The sequence below is a fragment of the Oryzophilus luti genome (assembly GCF_059726245.1).
Genome location: NZ_AP040874.1, coordinates 1,642,039 through 1,657,599, shown reverse-complemented (window position 1 = coordinate 1,657,599; position 15,561 = coordinate 1,642,039). Strand labels below are relative to the sequence as shown.

At 63.8% G+C, this 15,561-nt stretch carries 15 protein-coding genes; 4 read left to right on the top strand and 11 right to left on the bottom strand.

Going from position 1 to position 15,561, the window contains the following annotated elements; translation table 11 throughout:
• Positions 1 to 144: 144 nt before the first annotated feature.
• From AC6IZO_RS07155 to AC6IZO_RS07110, 10 genes are all read right to left on the bottom strand, one after another.
• Positions 145 to 567 (bottom strand): DUF420 domain-containing protein, encoded by a 423-nt coding sequence (locus tag AC6IZO_RS07155; protein ID WP_497809426.1) that lies wholly within the window; start codon positions 565 to 567, stop codon positions 145 to 147.
• 119 nt (positions 568 to 686) lie between these two features.
• On the bottom strand, positions 687 to 1,520 hold the full coding sequence (locus AC6IZO_RS07150) for an ABC transporter permease (RefSeq protein WP_497809424.1): 834 nt from the start codon (positions 1,518 to 1,520) through the stop codon (positions 687 to 689).
• Positions 1,521 to 1,553: 33 nt separating this feature from the next.
• A complete protein-coding gene (locus tag AC6IZO_RS07145; protein ID WP_497809422.1) occupies positions 1,554 to 2,549 on the bottom strand; it encodes an ABC transporter ATP-binding protein in 996 nt (331 codons plus the stop codon).
• Positions 2,550 to 2,621: 72 nt separating this feature from the next.
• Positions 2,622 to 3,545: a heme o synthase gene (cyoE, locus tag AC6IZO_RS07140; RefSeq protein WP_497809420.1), complete on the bottom strand. Its 924-nt coding sequence runs from the start codon at positions 3,543 to 3,545 to the stop codon at positions 2,622 to 2,624.
• Positions 3,542 to 4,486 carry a COX15/CtaA family protein gene (locus tag AC6IZO_RS07135; RefSeq protein ID WP_497809418.1) on the bottom strand — a complete coding sequence of 315 codons (945 nt, stop codon included), beginning with the start codon at positions 4,484 to 4,486 and terminating at the stop codon, positions 3,542 to 3,544. Before AC6IZO_RS07135 ends, cyoE begins: the two co-directional genes overlap by 4 nt.
• Before the next feature lie 476 nt (positions 4,487 to 4,962).
• Entirely contained in the window at positions 4,963 to 6,009 is a 1,047-nt protein-coding gene (locus AC6IZO_RS07130) for an isocitrate/isopropylmalate dehydrogenase family protein (protein WP_497809416.1), read from the bottom strand.
• 266 nt (positions 6,010 to 6,275) lie between these two features.
• Positions 6,276 to 6,794, bottom strand: a complete 519-nt coding sequence (gene nrdR, locus AC6IZO_RS07125; protein WP_497809414.1) for a transcriptional regulator NrdR — start codon at positions 6,792 to 6,794, stop codon at positions 6,276 to 6,278.
• 110 nt (positions 6,795 to 6,904) lie between these two features.
• Positions 6,905 to 8,014, bottom strand: coding sequence for a lysylphosphatidylglycerol synthase transmembrane domain-containing protein (locus AC6IZO_RS07120; RefSeq protein ID WP_497809412.1), 1,110 nt, complete (start codon positions 8,012 to 8,014; stop codon positions 6,905 to 6,907).
• A 94-nt stretch (positions 8,015 to 8,108) separates the two neighbouring features.
• Positions 8,109 to 8,858, bottom strand: a complete 750-nt coding sequence (locus AC6IZO_RS07115) for a lytic transglycosylase domain-containing protein (protein WP_497809410.1) — start codon at positions 8,856 to 8,858, stop codon at positions 8,109 to 8,111.
• 29 nt (positions 8,859 to 8,887) lie between these two features.
• Positions 8,888 to 9,724, bottom strand: coding sequence for an HAD family hydrolase (locus AC6IZO_RS07110; RefSeq protein WP_497809408.1), 837 nt, complete (start codon positions 9,722 to 9,724; stop codon positions 8,888 to 8,890).
• Positions 9,725 to 9,742: 18 nt separating this feature from the next.
• Between AC6IZO_RS07110 and AC6IZO_RS07105 the strand changes: the two genes are divergently transcribed.
• The 4 genes from AC6IZO_RS07105 (at position 9,743) to AC6IZO_RS07090 (ending at position 14,433) form a co-directional block, all read left to right on the top strand.
• Positions 9,743 to 10,525: a hypothetical protein gene (locus AC6IZO_RS07105; RefSeq protein ID WP_497809406.1), complete on the top strand. Its 783-nt coding sequence runs from the start codon at positions 9,743 to 9,745 to the stop codon at positions 10,523 to 10,525.
• A gap of 12 nt (positions 10,526 to 10,537) precedes the next feature.
• Positions 10,538 to 11,746, top strand: coding sequence for a threonine synthase (locus AC6IZO_RS07100; protein WP_497809404.1), 1,209 nt, complete (start codon positions 10,538 to 10,540; stop codon positions 11,744 to 11,746).
• An 80-nt stretch (positions 11,747 to 11,826) separates the two neighbouring features.
• Entirely contained in the window at positions 11,827 to 13,080 is a 1,254-nt protein-coding gene (locus AC6IZO_RS07095; RefSeq protein ID WP_497809402.1) for an alanyl-tRNA editing protein, read from the top strand.
• A gap of 18 nt (positions 13,081 to 13,098) precedes the next feature.
• The gene (locus tag AC6IZO_RS07090; RefSeq protein ID WP_497809400.1) at positions 13,099 to 14,433 is read left to right on the top strand and encodes a sensor histidine kinase; all 1,335 of its coding nucleotides are present in this window, start codon (positions 13,099 to 13,101) and stop codon (positions 14,431 to 14,433) included.
• Here AC6IZO_RS07090 and bshA read toward each other — a convergent pair.
• On the bottom strand, positions 14,403 to 15,551 hold the full coding sequence (gene bshA, locus AC6IZO_RS07085) for an N-acetyl-alpha-D-glucosaminyl L-malate synthase BshA (RefSeq protein WP_497809398.1): 1,149 nt from the start codon (positions 15,549 to 15,551) through the stop codon (positions 14,403 to 14,405). The genes AC6IZO_RS07090 and bshA overlap by 31 nt on opposite strands.
• Positions 15,552 to 15,561: the final 10 nt, after the last annotated feature.

Genomic DNA, 15,561 nt, shown 5'->3' with positions numbered 1-15,561 from the left:
AGCAGTGAGCGCCGCATGTACACAGAGACACACTGTGTCAGGCGGCACACAACGGCGTGTCAGCCGGAACACGCCGGAGCAGGGAAGTTGAAAGCCGGGAGCCGAAGCAACGGGAATGTGGCCTTGGGCGGAGGCCGCCGGGACTCAGGCGAAGATCACGTACAGCATCAGGTAGACGATCACGCCGGTCACGCTGACATAGACCCACAGCGGAAAGGTGAACTTGGCGATGCGCTTGTGCTGCGCGAAGCGTCCGCGCAGGGCGTGCGTGAGCAGCATCAGGATGAGCGGCACAATGATGATGGCCAGCAGCGTGTGCGAGGCCAGGATCATGAGGTAGATGGCGCGCCACGGCCCCGGCGCGTAGAAGACCACATGCCCGACCTTGGCGTGGTAGTAGAGGTAGCAGGCCAGGAAGAGCGCCGAGCAGGTGAGCGCCGCCAGCATGGTGCGCTTGTGCGCCTCGCGCTGCCCACGGCGGATGAAGCGGTAGCCCACCAGCAGCAGCACGGCGCTGGTGGCGTTCAACACGGCATTAACGGTCGGCAGCACGGGAAGATGGCTCATACGCGTTCCTCAACAGCAATGAAGATGGAGTATACCTCGCAAACGCAAGCGAACGTCGCCGCAAGCAGCAGTGTCTTCGCCGCCACTTGCCCAAGGCCGCTGAGACTTGCACTTCGGAGCTAGGCCGCCGGCTTGTTGGTGCGGCGGTTGGCCACCACAAAGGCCAGCGTGAACATCACCAGGCTGAAGCCCGCGAGCACGATCAGGCACAGGTCGAGCGGGAATGCCGGATTTTCCGTGCCGGGGTAGAGCAGCGAGCGCAGGGCCTCGGTGCCGTAGGTCAGCGGGTTGACGCGCATCAGGAAGGCGATCCACTTGCTCGCGCCGCTCAGCGGGAACAGCGAGCCGGAGAGCAGCCACAGCGGGATCAGGAACAGGTTGATGATGGCGTGGAAGCCCGAAGTCGAATCCATGGGCCAGGCAATGATGAAGCCCAGCGCCGTGAGCGAGAACGAAACCAGGAAGATATCGAGGATGACAAGCAGGAACGTGCCCAGGCTCAGGTGCACGCCGATGAACGGCGCAAAGACGAGGAAGACGAAGCCCTGCAGCGTGGCCAGCGTGGTGCCGCCCATCACTTTGCCCAGCACAATCACCGAGCGGCTTACCGGCGCCACCAGCACACTCAGCAGAAAGCCCTCGTTGCGGTCCTCAATCAGCGACATCATGGCGAAGATCGAGGTGAAGAGCACGATCATGATCAGCGCGCCGGGGAAGAAGAAGTCGCGGTAGTTCTGGTAAATGCCCGTGGAGGTTCCCGCGTTGCGGAACGAGGTGCCAAAGCCGGAGCCGATCACCAGCCAGAAGAGCAGCGGCGACGCGATGACGCCGATGACGCGGCTGAGGTTGCGATAGAAGCGCACCACCTCGCGCCGCCACAGCGAAAGCGCGGGCAGCAGTCCAAAGGTGGGGCCGGTGTGCGTGCGGGAAACCGTAACTGTCTGTGTCGCCACAAGTGCCTCGAATCGTGCCGGTATGAATCCGGGTTAGTGCTTCTTCTTCGTCTTTGCGTCGGCCTGCGCGGCTTCCGCGGGGTCTTCATTCCAGAAGCGGTGCCCGGTGCGATGAATGAACACATCTTCCAGCGACGGCTTGGCCACGGAGACCGAATCAATCTCGCCGGGGAAGGCCTCCACCACGTCGGTGACAAAGCGATGCCCGGCCTGCCGCTCCACGCGCACCTTGTTGCCGAGCACCTTGGCGGCCAGCCCAAAGCGCTCGCCCACGCGCTTGGCGAGTGAAGCTACATCCACATTCGGCGCGGCCTCCAGGGAAACCACGTCGCCGCCGATCTCGGCCTTCAACTCCGCCGGGGTGCCCAGTGCCACCAGATTTCCCTGGCTCAGAATGGCCAGCCGGTCGCACTTCTCGGCCTCCTCCATCAGATGCGTGGTCACAATAATGGTGACGCCTTCCTGCTCGCGCAGCACCTGAAGGTACTGCCACAGGTCGCGGCGCGCGCCCGGGTCAAGGCCCGTGGTTGGCTCGTCCAGCAGCAGCACGCTGGGGTGGTGAATCAGGCCCTTGGCAAGCTCCAGCCGGCGCTGCATGCCGCCGGAGAAGGTCTCGGCTAGGTCGTTGGCACGGTCGTCGAGCGAGACGCGCTTCAGCATCTCGTCCACGCGCACGCGCTGGCGGCTGCCGTGTATGCCGTAAAGGTGCGCCACGTGGATCAGGTTCTCGCGCGCGGAGAGCTTCACGTCGATGCTCGGTGCCTGGAAGACGACGCCGATCTGGCGGCGGACGTCGGCCGGGTCGGTGGCAACGTCAAAGCCCTGGATGAGCGCGCGGCCCTGGCTCGGCAGCATCAAGGTCGAGAGGATGCGGAACATCGTCGTTTTGCCGCTGCCATTGGGGCCGAGCAGCCCGAATATCTCTGCCGGGCGGACGCTGAAGCTGACGCCGTTCAGCGCCGTGCGCTCGCCGTACTGGTGGCGCAGGTTGTCGATCACGATCACCGGCGAACCGTTGGCCTCTTGCATCGTGTTGGGTTCCTTCAAAGTCTCTGTGGTCACTGGTTCCATCACTGGCGTCCTCGGCGGACGCGGGCCGTACTAGGCGGCGCTGTTAATCATCATAAGGGCAAACAACAGGGGCAGATAGGTCACGGTTGCCTTCAGCAGCGTGCGCGCCAGCACCTTCGATTCCGGCGCCGACGGCGGCAGGCACTCCTGCCAAATGCGCACGCAGTAGTAGAAAAGGCCGAGGCCGAGGATGCTGGCTCCCATCAGGTACCAGAGTCCGGCCATGCCCATCAGCGTCGGCATCAGCGTGGTGGGCAGCAGCGCCGCGCCGTAGAGCAGGATGGCGCGCGCCGTCGAACGGCCGTCGCTTTCCACCACGGGCAGCATCTTCACGCCCGCGCGCTCGTAGTCCTCGCGGTAGAGCAGCGCGATGGAGTGGAAGTGCGGGAACTGCCAGAAGAAGACGATGGCAAAGAGCACGAAGGCTTCCCACTCGAGCTTGCCGCGCGCGGCCGTCCAACCCAGCACCGCAGGCATGGCACCGGGAAAGGCCCCGACGAACGTGCAGAGCGGGCCAACCTTCTTCAGCGGCGTATAGGCCAGCAGGTACACCGCCGAGGTCGCCAGCGTGAGCAGCGAGGTCAGCAGGTTGGTGGCCAGCGCCAGGTAGAGCGCGCCGCCAAAGATCAGGAACAGGCCCACGCCCGATGCCAGCGCCACGCTCATGCTGTGCGTCACCAGCGGACGTCGCGAGGTGCGGCGCATCAGCGCGTCGCTCTCGCGTTCCACCACTTCATTCATTGCCGCCGTGCCGCCGCTCACCATGCCAATGCCCACCAGCGCGTGCAGCAGCGTAAAGGTCAGCGAAGTGACGCCGCTCTTGGCGGCTCCAAAGTAGAAGCCGCACCATGCGGTGACGATGATCAGGGTGGTCACGCGCGCCTTCACCAATTCGGCAATGTCCCGCGCGGCCGAGCTGCGCTCAAGGGCGAGCGGCTGGGTTACTGTGCTCATGCGTGTACCGGCCTTCCTTCCGGGGTGGGTACTGCTTCATTCGCTTGCGTATGGCGGTGCAACTGGATGGCCAGCACCACGGCCGAAGCCAACACCAGCGCGCCGTTGGCCACGTGCAGCACGGTGGTGATCACCATGCTCTCCAGCGGCTTGGGCGCTCCGGGGCTGAGGATGACCCGCGTAATGTAGGCACCGATGCCGAGCACGACCTGCAGGCCGACAAACATCAGCAGGGCGGTGGCCGGCTTCTTCACCTGCGGAACCTCGCGGAAGCGCTTGATGGCTCCGATGGCGTCCACGTGCGCGATGACCACTACGATGACCGCGCCGATCAGGTGTGGCAGCAGCTTCATGCCCGAGTGCCGGAACGCCGCGCCCAGGATCAACTGCAGCCAGATCAGCCCGACGGTCACGAGCGACATGGTGCGGAGCTTTGCTGCTTCCGGCACCAGCACCGGCGGCTGCTCCACCCAGCTCTGGCTGGTGAACAGCGCCATGGAGACGATGAGGCAGAAGAATGTCTGCGCCAGCGTGGCGTGCGCCGTAGAGATGGCTGGCGGCAGCTTGAAGAGCACGGTCAGCCCGCCGAGCATGCCCTGGGCAATCACGGTGCCGAGCGCGGCCCAGCCCATGGCCTTCATCCAGCCGCGGCGATCCACGCGCTGCGTCCAAACGGCCAGCAGAATGGTCATCAGGCCGACAAACTGGGCAATCATGCGGTGCACGTGCTCAAACTGCACACCATTGACGAGCGGGGGAATGCGATAGAGCGAGCCGAACGAGGTCGGCCAGTCAGGCACGGAGAGGCCCGCGTCATTGCTGGTGACCAGCGCGCCGTAGGTGATGAGGCAGAAGACGCAGACGGCGACGAAGACCGCAAAACGATGATGCCGCGCGTTGTACGGCGTCGAGCTGGGGACCGCTGAAATTGCGTTGGACATGAGTGCCTGCCAGTGAACCCTTAAAAAAAATCTGGTGCATCGTCGGAGGCCGGACTCCACGGAAAATCCGGCGCTTTCCCGATGGCCGCCTATTGTAGCAAGTCACTTAGAAAGATGCTGGTAAGTAGTTGCAGGATGCAGAGTTGTGAGGAAAACGGAGGAAGATTTCCGGCTCCAGATTCCGGCTTCGGGAGGGCCACCCCGATGTCCTCTCCGGGCGTCATCCTGAGCGCAGCGAAGGATCTGCTTTCGGACTCTTCTTCGGACATTTCTGATGTGGGGGTGCCCCAGATTCTCGGGTGCCCCAGGTTCGCCGAGCATGGCGAGGCTAACCTGGGACGCAAAACGCTGTTTTGCCGTGTGCTGAGGGCAAAAATAGGCAAAGATGGAAGCAGCCCGCGCCGTCGCCTTCCGGTCGACGCGGAGCTGCTGAGTTTTACCCGGGAACTGAGAACAGGGAACCGGGAACTGTCTCCCTACACCGGCGCGGTTTCTGCGGCGGCCTGTTCCTTCCAGGCCGGGCTTTCCATGGCGGCAATCACGGCGTCGGCGAACTCCTCGGTAGAGGCTTTGCCGCCCATGTCGCGCGTCAGGCAGCGGCCCTCGGCGTAGACGGCGTGCACGGCGTACTTCACGCGGTCGGCGGCGTCCTTTTCGCCCAGGTGGCGCAGCATCAGGATGCCGGAGCGCACCACGGCCGTCGGATTGGCGACGCCCTTGCCCGCAATGTCCGGCGCCGAGCCATGCACGGCCTCAAAGATGGCGCACTCATGGCCGATGTTCGCGCCCGGCACCAGTCCCAGTCCGCCGACAAAGGCCGCGCACAGGTCGCTGACAATGTCGCCATAGAGGTTCTCCAGCAGCAGCATGTCGTACTGGTACGGGTTGGTCACAAGCTGCATGCAGGTGTTGTCCACAATGTGCTCGGCGTAGGCAATTTCCGGGTAACGCTTGCTGACCTCGCGCGAGCAGCGGATGAACAGGCCGTCGGACATCTTCATGATGTTGGCCTTGTGGATGGAGTGAATCTTCTTGCGGCGGTTGGCCCGGGCGTAGGCAAAGGCCCACTCGGAGATGCGCGTCGAGGCCTTCTCGGTGATGATCTTCAGGCTCTCCACCACGCCGGGCACCACCTCGTGCTCAATGCCGGAGTACAGCCCCTCGGTGTTTTCGCGGACGATGATCAGGTCCACGCCGGGGTAGCGCGTGGGCACGCCGGGCAGGTTGCGGATGGGGCGGAAGTTGGCGAACAGCTCAAAGTGCTTGCGCAGTTGCACGTTGATGGAGCTGAAGCCGCCACCGATGGGCGTGGTGACCGGCCCTTTGAGCGCCACCCGCGTCTGCTCCACAGACTCCAGCAGCGCATGCGGAATGTATTCATGGAATCGTTCGTAGGCGTCGGCGCCTGCGGCGAACGACTGCCATTCAAACTTGAGGCCGGTGGCCTCCAGAATGCGCACGGCGGCCTGCGTAACCTCGGGGCCGATGCCGTCGCCGGGGATGAGCGTGATTTTGTGTGCCATTGGCTCGATCTTCAAATGCTGTGATGTTTGAATTTGAACGGCTGCGGACGAAGCGCCAGTTGCGCTATTCAGACCGCACTTCATCTGATGCCGCCGTCTGCCCGCGGAGTGCGAAATCTTCGCGGCTCGGGCGCGGGAAACGCACGCCGCTTCCGGCGGTCGCCCATTCTATCGGTTCTGGCCGCAAATGAGTTGAGCCGGAGATGGCTCCGGCTCAGGAAAAGTTAATTTGGGAATGAAGTGGCGGGGAAGCGCCTGTCCACGGCCTAGTGAATGGATTTGCCCTTGCCGTGCGGCTTTTCGTCCAGAATCTTGGCGGCTTCCTTCATGTCCTTGCTGCGAAGCAGGTCCTGCAACTCAGCCAGAAACTCCTGCACGTCCTTGAAGTCGAGGTAGACGGAGGCGAAGCGCACGTAAGCCACTTTGTCGAGGTTGCGCAGGCGGTTCATGATGAACTCGCCGATCTCGCTGGTGTGGCGCTCGCGCTCGGGGGAGTCAATGACGAAGCCCTCGGCCTCGTTCACAATCTGTTCCAGGCGTCCCATCGAGACTGGACGTTTTTCGCAGGCACGCAGCAGCCCATTGAGCACCTTCTGGCGCTCGAACTTCTCGCGGCGGCCGTCTTTCTTGACGACCATGTAGGGGATCTCGTCGATGCGCTCGTAGGTGGTGAAGCGCTTCTCGCACTTCAGACACTCGCGCCGACGGCGGATCGACTCGCCTTCCTTGCTCTCGCGCGAGTCCACAACCTTATCGTTCTCAAAGCCGCAAAAAGGACACTTCATGCTGATTCCAAGCGCCAATCTTAGCATCCGGCGCGAATGTGAGAAACCGGCAAAACGCGGTTCTGCCGGTTGATTATATGGGTTCCGTTAGGGAGGCGGCTCTCGGCGGGCTAGGCTTCGGCTTCGCCCTCGGCGGTCGAGTCGGCGGCTTCGCTTTCGCTCTCCACCGTGCGCAGGTTCACGCGCTCCCAGCGCGCCATCACCAGCCCGGCGGGGATGACTGACATGAACGTCACCAGCCAGCACATCATGCCGCAGCTCAGCGCGACCTCCTTGGTCACGTTGAACGGCGCCACGGTAAAGACCGACGACGACAGCAGGTTGACGATGGCCAACTGCGAGCCGCCCACACCGCCCGGCAATTGCAGCACGGAGCCGAACATGCTGCCGCCCATCAGCAGCAGAACATCTTCCAGTCCCATGACCTGAAGATGCGAGGTGCGGGTTTCGCTGGCGCCGTCATCGAGCGTGACCGTGTGGTCGGTCGGCGGGTAGGCGTGCAGGATGTGCACGTAGGCCTGCGCGATGCCGAACCAGCAGGCCAGTGACAGCACTGCAATGAGCACGAACGAACGCGCGTCCTGAATGGTGTTGAAGCCCTTCTTGAAGGCTTCGATGCGGTGGCGGAGGCTGCGCGAGGCGTGCCCCGCGAGTTTGCGCACCAGAACCACGAAGACCACGAAAATCACGGCCGCAAGGACGGCCCCAAGCACGTTGTGCTGTACCTTGTGCGCCAGCCCGGTAACGCCCGTGTGCACGGCACCGAACAGAATGTGCGAGACGCGCCCCTGCACGGCCACCAGGAAGATGAACATCAGGGTGAGGACCGCGCCGAGGTCGAAGGCGCGCTCCACGGTCCACACCGCCAGTTGCGACTCCAGCGTCAACTCCTCCTGGCGGGCGATCAGGTACGGGCGCACGAACTCACCCGCGCGCCCGAACAGGCCGAGCGCGGCAAAGCCGATGAACTGCGGCGCCAGCATGCGGCGGGCCGTCGTCCGCTTTGTGGGACGCAGAAACAGCGCCCAGCGGAAGGCACGCAGCACGTACGAAAGATAGATGAACCCGATGGCAATGGCGATGTGCCACAGGTTGACGCCGCGCGTCTGGCGCCAGAACTCGGTCCAGTCAAAGGTGCGCCACGAACGGAACTGCAGATAAACGAGCGCGGCCAGAATGGCCACCACGATGGCTATGGTACGGGTGTGGTTTTTCTTCATGCTTGTACGGCGGACACAGCCATAGTTGGCCAGGACCGGGCTTTCGGGTACACCTCAAGGGTAACTGTTTTCCCCTCGGGCGGCAATGCGCGGGCTAGTTGCTGGAGACCGCTGCCGAGCGGTGGGGCTTACTGCTGGCGGTCCGGACGGGCGCAGCTTTCTTCGCGGACTTTGCCTTGGCTTCGGCCTTGGGTGCCGTGGCGGCCTGCGCGGCCTTGCGCTGGTTGTAGTCGTGGATGACGCGGGCGACGTAGGCGCGGGTTTCGCGGTAGGGAGGCACGCCCTTGTACTGCTCCACGCGCTGCGGCCCGGCGTTGTAAGCGGCCAGGGCCTTCACGGGGTCTCCGTGATACAGCTCAAAAAGCTGGCGCAGGTAGCGGGTGCCGCCGTCGATGTTGGAGGCCGGGTCGAAGGAATCCTTCACGCCGAGCTTGTCGGCCGTGCCGGGCATCAACTGCATCAGGCCGCGGGCGCCTTTGGGCGAGACCGCGTGCGGATTGAAGCCGCTCTCCTGCCGGATGACGCTGGCGACAAAGTCAGGGTCGATATCCTGCTGACCTGCCAGTCTTGTTACATGCTCGTGGATGTCCGGCGCACTGGCGGGTTGAGCGGCTGGCGCAGGCTCGGGCGCGGCGTCTGCAACCGCCTCATAATTCGTCACGTCGGCGGAGGCCACGTCAACGTAATTCGTGCGCGTGGAATCGAGGAACAGCCGCACGTTGTTGCCCTGCGTTTCGCGGGCTACGCAGCGGATGTTGAAGCCATTGCGCAGGTGCGCCACCTCGGCCGCCTTCACGGGGGCTGCGAGGAGCAAAAGGGCCGCGAAGAGTGCGACTCGCCGCATGGTCTGCCTATTCTACCGCCGGAAGCGGACTAGCCCAAGAGTTGCTCAACGGCGTGGGCCACACCGTGGTCGTCGGCCGTCAGTGTCATCGGCAGGCCGCTTTGGCGCAGTTCGTCGCAGGCGTTGCCCATCAGGAAGGGCCGCCCGGCAAACTTCAACATTTCGAGGTCGTTGTAGTTGTCGCCGATGGCGGCCACCGCCTCGCGCGGAATGGCGTGCTGGCGGCACCAGCGCTCCAGGGCGTGCCCCTTGGAGCAGCCAGCATTGATGATGTCGAGCATCAGCAGGTTGCGCACGTTGTACTGCGTCTTCAGCAGGGTGATGCGGCTGAGCACGGAGGGCGACGACTTCAGGTGCGCCTCGGCCTCCTCCATGTTGGCGATTTCGCCGCAGAACATCGCCTGAATCGGGTCCTCGCTCAGCGACTCCTCGATGGGGCGGCAATACTCGATGAACTGCTCGTTCTTCTCCAGCCAGCGCTGAATGGAGCGGTACATCAGGTCCTTGCGCTCCATGATCAATGCGCCGCGTACTTCGCGGTCAAAGGTGATGACCAGGTAATCGCGCCAGTGGCTCATGTGCTCCACCAGTGCGCGCACGCTCTCGCGGGGCAGTTTGTCCAGGTGGAACAACTCGCCGCTGCTGGAGCGCGTGACCGCGCCGTTGGAGCTGATGAGGGTGACGGGAAAGCCAAGCTGCGAGGCCACGGGCAGGGCAAAGGCGTGGCGGCGTCCGGTGGCCAGCGCGATCTCGACACCGCGCTCGTGCGCCATTTGCAGCGCGGCGCGGTTGGCCTCGCTCACCTGTGGGGTCGAGCCAATCAGTGTTCCGTCAATGTCAATGGCGATGAGGCGCACCGGGACCATGCTTCGATTCTACCCCGTGTGGCGGAGGCACGCCTCGCGCCGCGGCCCGCGCGCTGCTACTATCGTGGAACCATGTTTGGCGGATATTTTTCGTGGGGCTTCTTCGGGCTGTTCCTGATGGCGGCCGCGCTGATGCACTTTGCGCGCAAGCGCCCGGACACCTTCTGGCTCTACATCATCCTGTTTCTCGGTCCGCTCGGTTCGCTCGTCTACCTGCTGGTGGAAGCCATGCCAGAGATCGGCGACCCGGGGGCGTTCAACTTCTTGCAGCGCGGCAGCCGCATCCGCCGTCTGCAGGCCGAAGTGCGCGAGAACCCCGCGCCGGGCAACTTTGAGGAACTCGGCCTGCTCTACCTTGACGCCGGACGCTGGAGCGAGGCGCGCGAGGCTTACAACCGCTCGATCACCCCGCGCACGGAGACGCCCGACCCGTTCTACCGCCGCGCGCTGGCCTCCATCGGCCTTGGCGATTTTGCCGCCGCCCGCCCCGACCTGGAATTTGCCTTGAGCAAGGATGCGACGTACGATTTCCACCGCGCCGCCGGACTGCTGGCCTACGTCTACGGAAAGACCGGCGAGCTGGAGCGCGCGAAGCAGTTGTTTGAGGCCGTGCTGCGGGTTTCCACCCTGACCGAAACGCAGTTGCACTATGCGCAGTTCCTGGCGGCTCAGGGCGAGAAGGCCGAGGCGCGCCAGTGGCTGGAGCATATCTTCTCCAAGCGTGCCGCCATGCCCGGCTTTCTGCGTCGACGCGAACGGCCACTGTTCCGCCAGGCGCGGCTGTTGCAGGCGACCTTGTAGGCAGGTGTGGCAATGAACAATATTTCTCATCTGGAGTGCAGCCGTTGCGGCCGGAAGCTCGACGCCCACGCGCTGCAAAGTGTTTGCCCGCGCGATGGCGCGGCGCTGCTGCTTCGCTATACCTCCGCGGCTCTGGGGGGCGCGAACCGTGAAGCGCTGACGGCACGTCCGGCTACCATGTGGCGCTACCGCGAAGTGCTGCCGCTGGCGGAGGAGGCCATCTCTCTTGGCGAAGGCTACACGCCCTTGCTGGCCAGCCGCACACACCTGCATGTGTGGATCAAGGATGAGGGCGCGAATCCAACGGGTTCGTTTGAGGCCCGAAGCATGTCCGTGGCCGCGACCGCCCTCAAGCATTTTGGCGTCAAAAAGGTCGTGATGCCCTCGGCGGGTAATGCCGCCAGCGCGCTGGCGGCCTACGCCGCGGCTGCCGGAATCGAAGCACAGGTCTTTCTGCCGCAGGATGTGCCTTCAGCAATTCGCGTGGAGTGCACGGCCGCCGGAGCCGAAGTGACGGTAGTGGACGGCGCGCTCGACAAGTGCGTGAAGCGTGCACAGCAAGCCAGCGACTCCGGTGGTGCGTTCAACCTGGCCGCCATGCGCGAGCCCTACCGGCTGGAAGGCCGGAAGACCATGGGCTATGAGTTGGCGGAGCAGCTTGGCTGGCGCTTGCCGGACGCGATTCTGTGGCCCGCCGGCGCGGGCATGAGCCTCGTAGCGCTATGGAAGGCTTTTGACGAGATGGAGGCGATGGGCTGGATTGGCGCTGCGCGTCCCAAGATGATTGCCGTGCAGGCTGCCGGGTGCGCGCCCATCGTGCAGGGCTTCGCCGAGGCCGCCTCCGCGCCGCAGCCCTGGCCGCACGCGGCGAGCGTGGCTTCCGGTCTGCGCGTGACCATGCCCGCCGCCGGTGCGCTCGCGCTCGACATTCTGCGTAAGAGCCACGGAACGGCCGTCGCCGTCAGCGACGACGAGATTCTTGCGGCGCTTGTGGATTGGGCGCGACGTGAGGGCGTGTTGGCTTCTCCCGAGGGAGCCGCCACGTTTGCCGCCTATGAGAAGCTGCGTGCCGTCGGCGTGCTGGGCGAGGAGGAAGAAGTCGTCCTCTTCAACACCGCGAGCGCGCTCAAGTCTCTCGACGTGCTCGGACGGCATCTCGGAATCAACGGGCGCGCTCTGCCGAAGTCGCGCAGCCTGGGCGGCATCATTCAGCCGTATTAGGTTTTGGCGCAAGATCATTGTGCCGCGAGAGCGGCGCTGCGCACACGAATTCGTGCGCGATTTGGGTGACACAAAACAAGATGACCGAAAAGCTCTATTATCAGAATTCATTCCTCAACGACTTTGTGGCCGCGCTGATGGAGACGCGCGCCATCGACGGGCGCACCGCGCTGGTGCTGGACCGCACCGCGTTCTACCCCACCAGTGGCGGACAGAACTTCGACACCGGCTGGATTGAACTGGAATTGCTCGAAGGCGAGCGCACGTCTCTGCATCCGAAGCTGCGCGTGGAGGAGGTGGCCGAGGGTGAGGACGGCGAAGTGCTGCACTTTGTCGAAAAGACGGACCTTGATTTGAGCGGGCCGGTGCGCGTGCGCGGCTTCCTCGACGTGGACCGCCGCCGCGACCACATGCAGCAGCACTCAGGCCAGCACGTGCTCTCCGCCGCGTTCGTCGAGTTGTTCCAGATGCCGACCGTCTCCTTCCACATGGGCGAGGAGAGTTGCACCATCGACCTGGACGCAAAGTCGCTCAGCCCCGCGCAACTCCAGCAGGCCGAGCAACGCGCCAACCAGATTGTGTGGGAGGATCGCCCGGTGGCCATCAGCTACGCCACAGAGGACGAGGCCCGCGAGCGCGGCGTGCGCAAGATACCCAAGGCCGAGCACGAAAAGCTGCGCCTGATCGAGATGGAAGGCTTTGACCTGTGCGCCTGCGGCGGCACGCACGTCAAGAGCACGGGGCAGATCGGCAATATACAGCTTCGCAAGCTGGAAAAGGTGAAGCAGGGGGCGCGCGTCGAGTTCGTCTGTGGTGCGCGGGCGCTGGCCACCGCGCACAAGGATTACGGGACGCTGGTGGAGGCCGCCAGCGCGTTCTCTTCGCATGTGTGGGACGTGCCCGCGCAGGTGAAGAAGCTGATCGACGATGGCAAGGCTGCCTCCAAGCAGTCTCACCGGCAGTTGGAGGAGATTGCCGAGCTGACGGCGCACCAGTGGATTGCCGCGCGCAAGGCAGCGAACGAGCCGCTGCTGTTTGCCGAAGTGCTGGCCGAGCGCGACATCCTCTTCACCAAGCTGCTGGCGCAAAAGCTGACCGCCGCTTCCCCGGAAGTGGTGGCGCTGCTGGGCGCTGCCAGCGGACAGCCTGCGCTGGTCTTCGCGCAGTCCGCCGGAGGCGCGCATGACATGGGCGCATTGATGAAGGAGACGATGACGCGGCTCGGTTCGCGCGGTGGCGGCAGCCGGGACCTGGCGCAGGGCGGCGTGCCGGAGGCCGCGCAACTGGCGGCGGCGCTCGACGCGGCGCGTCAGTCTATACTTTCCAAGGCATAGTTCATCGGGGAGTGTCGCTTGGATTCCAAGCTGATTCTGATCACGCTGCTGGTCAAGCTGGGCGTTTCCGCCGCCGTCAGCAGCGTGCTCGCTCGTTCGCGCCGCTTTCGCTTCCTGCTGTTCCGCGAGGACCGCAGCGTGCGCGAGAAGCTCGAGATGGTGCTGTTCATCGGCGTTCCATGCGCGTTGGGCGTTGTGGTGCGCATGACGGTGAAGAACTTCCTCGCCGCCGACATCGCCTTTGAGAGCGCCATCCTGATGGGCGTGATTGGCGGACGGCTGGCCGGCGTCAGCGGCGGCGCTCTGGTCTCGCTGCCCTACATCGCCACGCATAGCTGGTGGAACTTTCCGCTGGATATCATTGCCGGACTGAGCGCGGGTTTCCTGCGCGACCTGGCCAAGGACCGCGAGGCCGTCTGGTCGTTTTCGCCGCTCTTTGACCTGAGCATCTACCGCTGGATCCGTCGCACCATTGCCAAGTCGTTCATCGACTGGCAGACCTCGTTCTTCTTCATGATCCTGGCGCTGCAATTCCTGCGGCTGCAGGTGAAGGAGCTTTTCCCTGAGCACACGTTTGCCCTGGAGAGCCAGAACTGGGGCGTCACCGCAGGCATCTACGCCACCACCGTGATGTGCGTGGCGATTGCGCTGAAGGTGCTCAACAACGTGCGCATTGAGATGAAGCTGGAGGAACAGGAGCGCCTGCTGATGCACGCGCGCCTGGAGGCCCTGCAGTCGCAGATTAACCCGCACTTCCTGTTCAATACGCTGAACTCCGTCTCTTCACTGGTGCGCTTTGACCCTGACACGGCGCGCGAGATGGTGTTGAAGCTGGCGAACATCCTCCGCCGCCTTCTGCGCAAGGGCGACAGCTTTGTGGAACTGCGCGAGGAATTCACCTTCATCGACGACTATCTCGACATCGAGGTGGTGCGTTTTGGCCGCGACAAGCTGAAGGTGGTGAAGGAACTGGAGCCGGCGAGTCTCGACGTGATTGTGCCCAGCGTGCTGTTGCAGCCACTGGTTGAGAACTCCATCAAGCACGGTCTGGCGCCGAAGATCGACGGCGGCACCATCACACTGCGCAGCCGTATCAACAATGGCATGCTCATCATCGAGGTGGAGGACGACGGCATCGGCATCACCGAGGCCTCCAAGCGAGAGCGCACCGACGGCCATGGCATCGGCCTGGCCAACATTCGCGAACGGTTGCAGGTGCTCTACAACGACACCGCGCACATGGAGATCGAGAGCGTGCGCGAAAAGGGCACGCTCGTGCGGCTCATCCTGCCCATCCCCGAAGAAGACGGTTACGTCACGCCTTACGACGTGCGCTCCAACACCAACTTGTAATACTGCTCATACTTGGGAATGATGCGCGTGGAGCAGAATTTGGTCTGCGCCTTCTGGCGCGCGCGCTTGCCCATGATGCGCAGGCGGCTCTCGTCGCCCAGAATGTCGATGGCCGCCTTGGACATGGCATCCACGTCGCCGACGGGGAACAGGTAGCCGTCCACGCCGTGGTCAATGACCTCGGGCAGGCCCCCAACGTTAGTCGCAATCGGCACCACTTCGCTGGCCATCGCCTCCAGCGCCGCCAGACCGAAGGACTCAATCTGGCTGGGGAGCAGCATCATGTCCGCCAGCGCCAGCTTCTCGTTGATGCGGTCCTGCTTGCCGAGGAAGAGCACGCGGTCGTGAATACCCTTTTCCATGGCCAGCCATTCGGCGCGTGAGCGCTCGGGGCCGTCGCCGATCATCAATAGCTTGGCCGGAATCTTCTTCAGCACACGGTCAAAGACCTCAATGCAATCCGTGACGCGCTTGACCGGCCGGAAGTTCGACAGGTGCACCAGCACGCGCTCGTCTTCGGTGGCGAACTCCGCGCGATGCGCCTTGAAGTCGGAGTCGCGGTGGTAGAGGTCGCAGTTTACGAAGTTCGGCACCACCTCAATGTCATGCCGGATGCTGAACTGCCGGAGCGTCTCCTGCTTCAGGTACTCGGAAATCGATGTGACGCCGTCGCTCTGCTCAATGGAGAAGCGTGTGATCGGCAGGTAAGACGGGTCCTGCCCCACCAGCGTGATGTCCGTGCCGTGCAGCGTGGTGACGTAGGGCAGTTTGCGGCGCTTGCGCGCGTGGTCGCAGCAGAGCATCTGGCGGGCCAGCATGGCGCTCACCGAGTGCGGAATGGCGTAGTGCACATGCAGCAGGTCAAGCTCGTAGATTTCAGCGACCTCGGCCATGCGCGTTGCCAGCGCTAGGTCGTAGGGCGGGTACTCGAAGAGCGGATAATTCGAGACCTCGACTTCGTGGAAGTGGATGTTGGGGTGCTGTTCCGGCAGCCGTATGGGCTGCGAGTAGCTGATGAAGTGCACCTGGTGTCCGCGGTTGGCCAGCTCAATGCCGAGCTCGGTGGCCACCACGCCGCTGCCGCCATATGTGGGATAACACGTAATTCCAATTCGCATGATCTTCTCA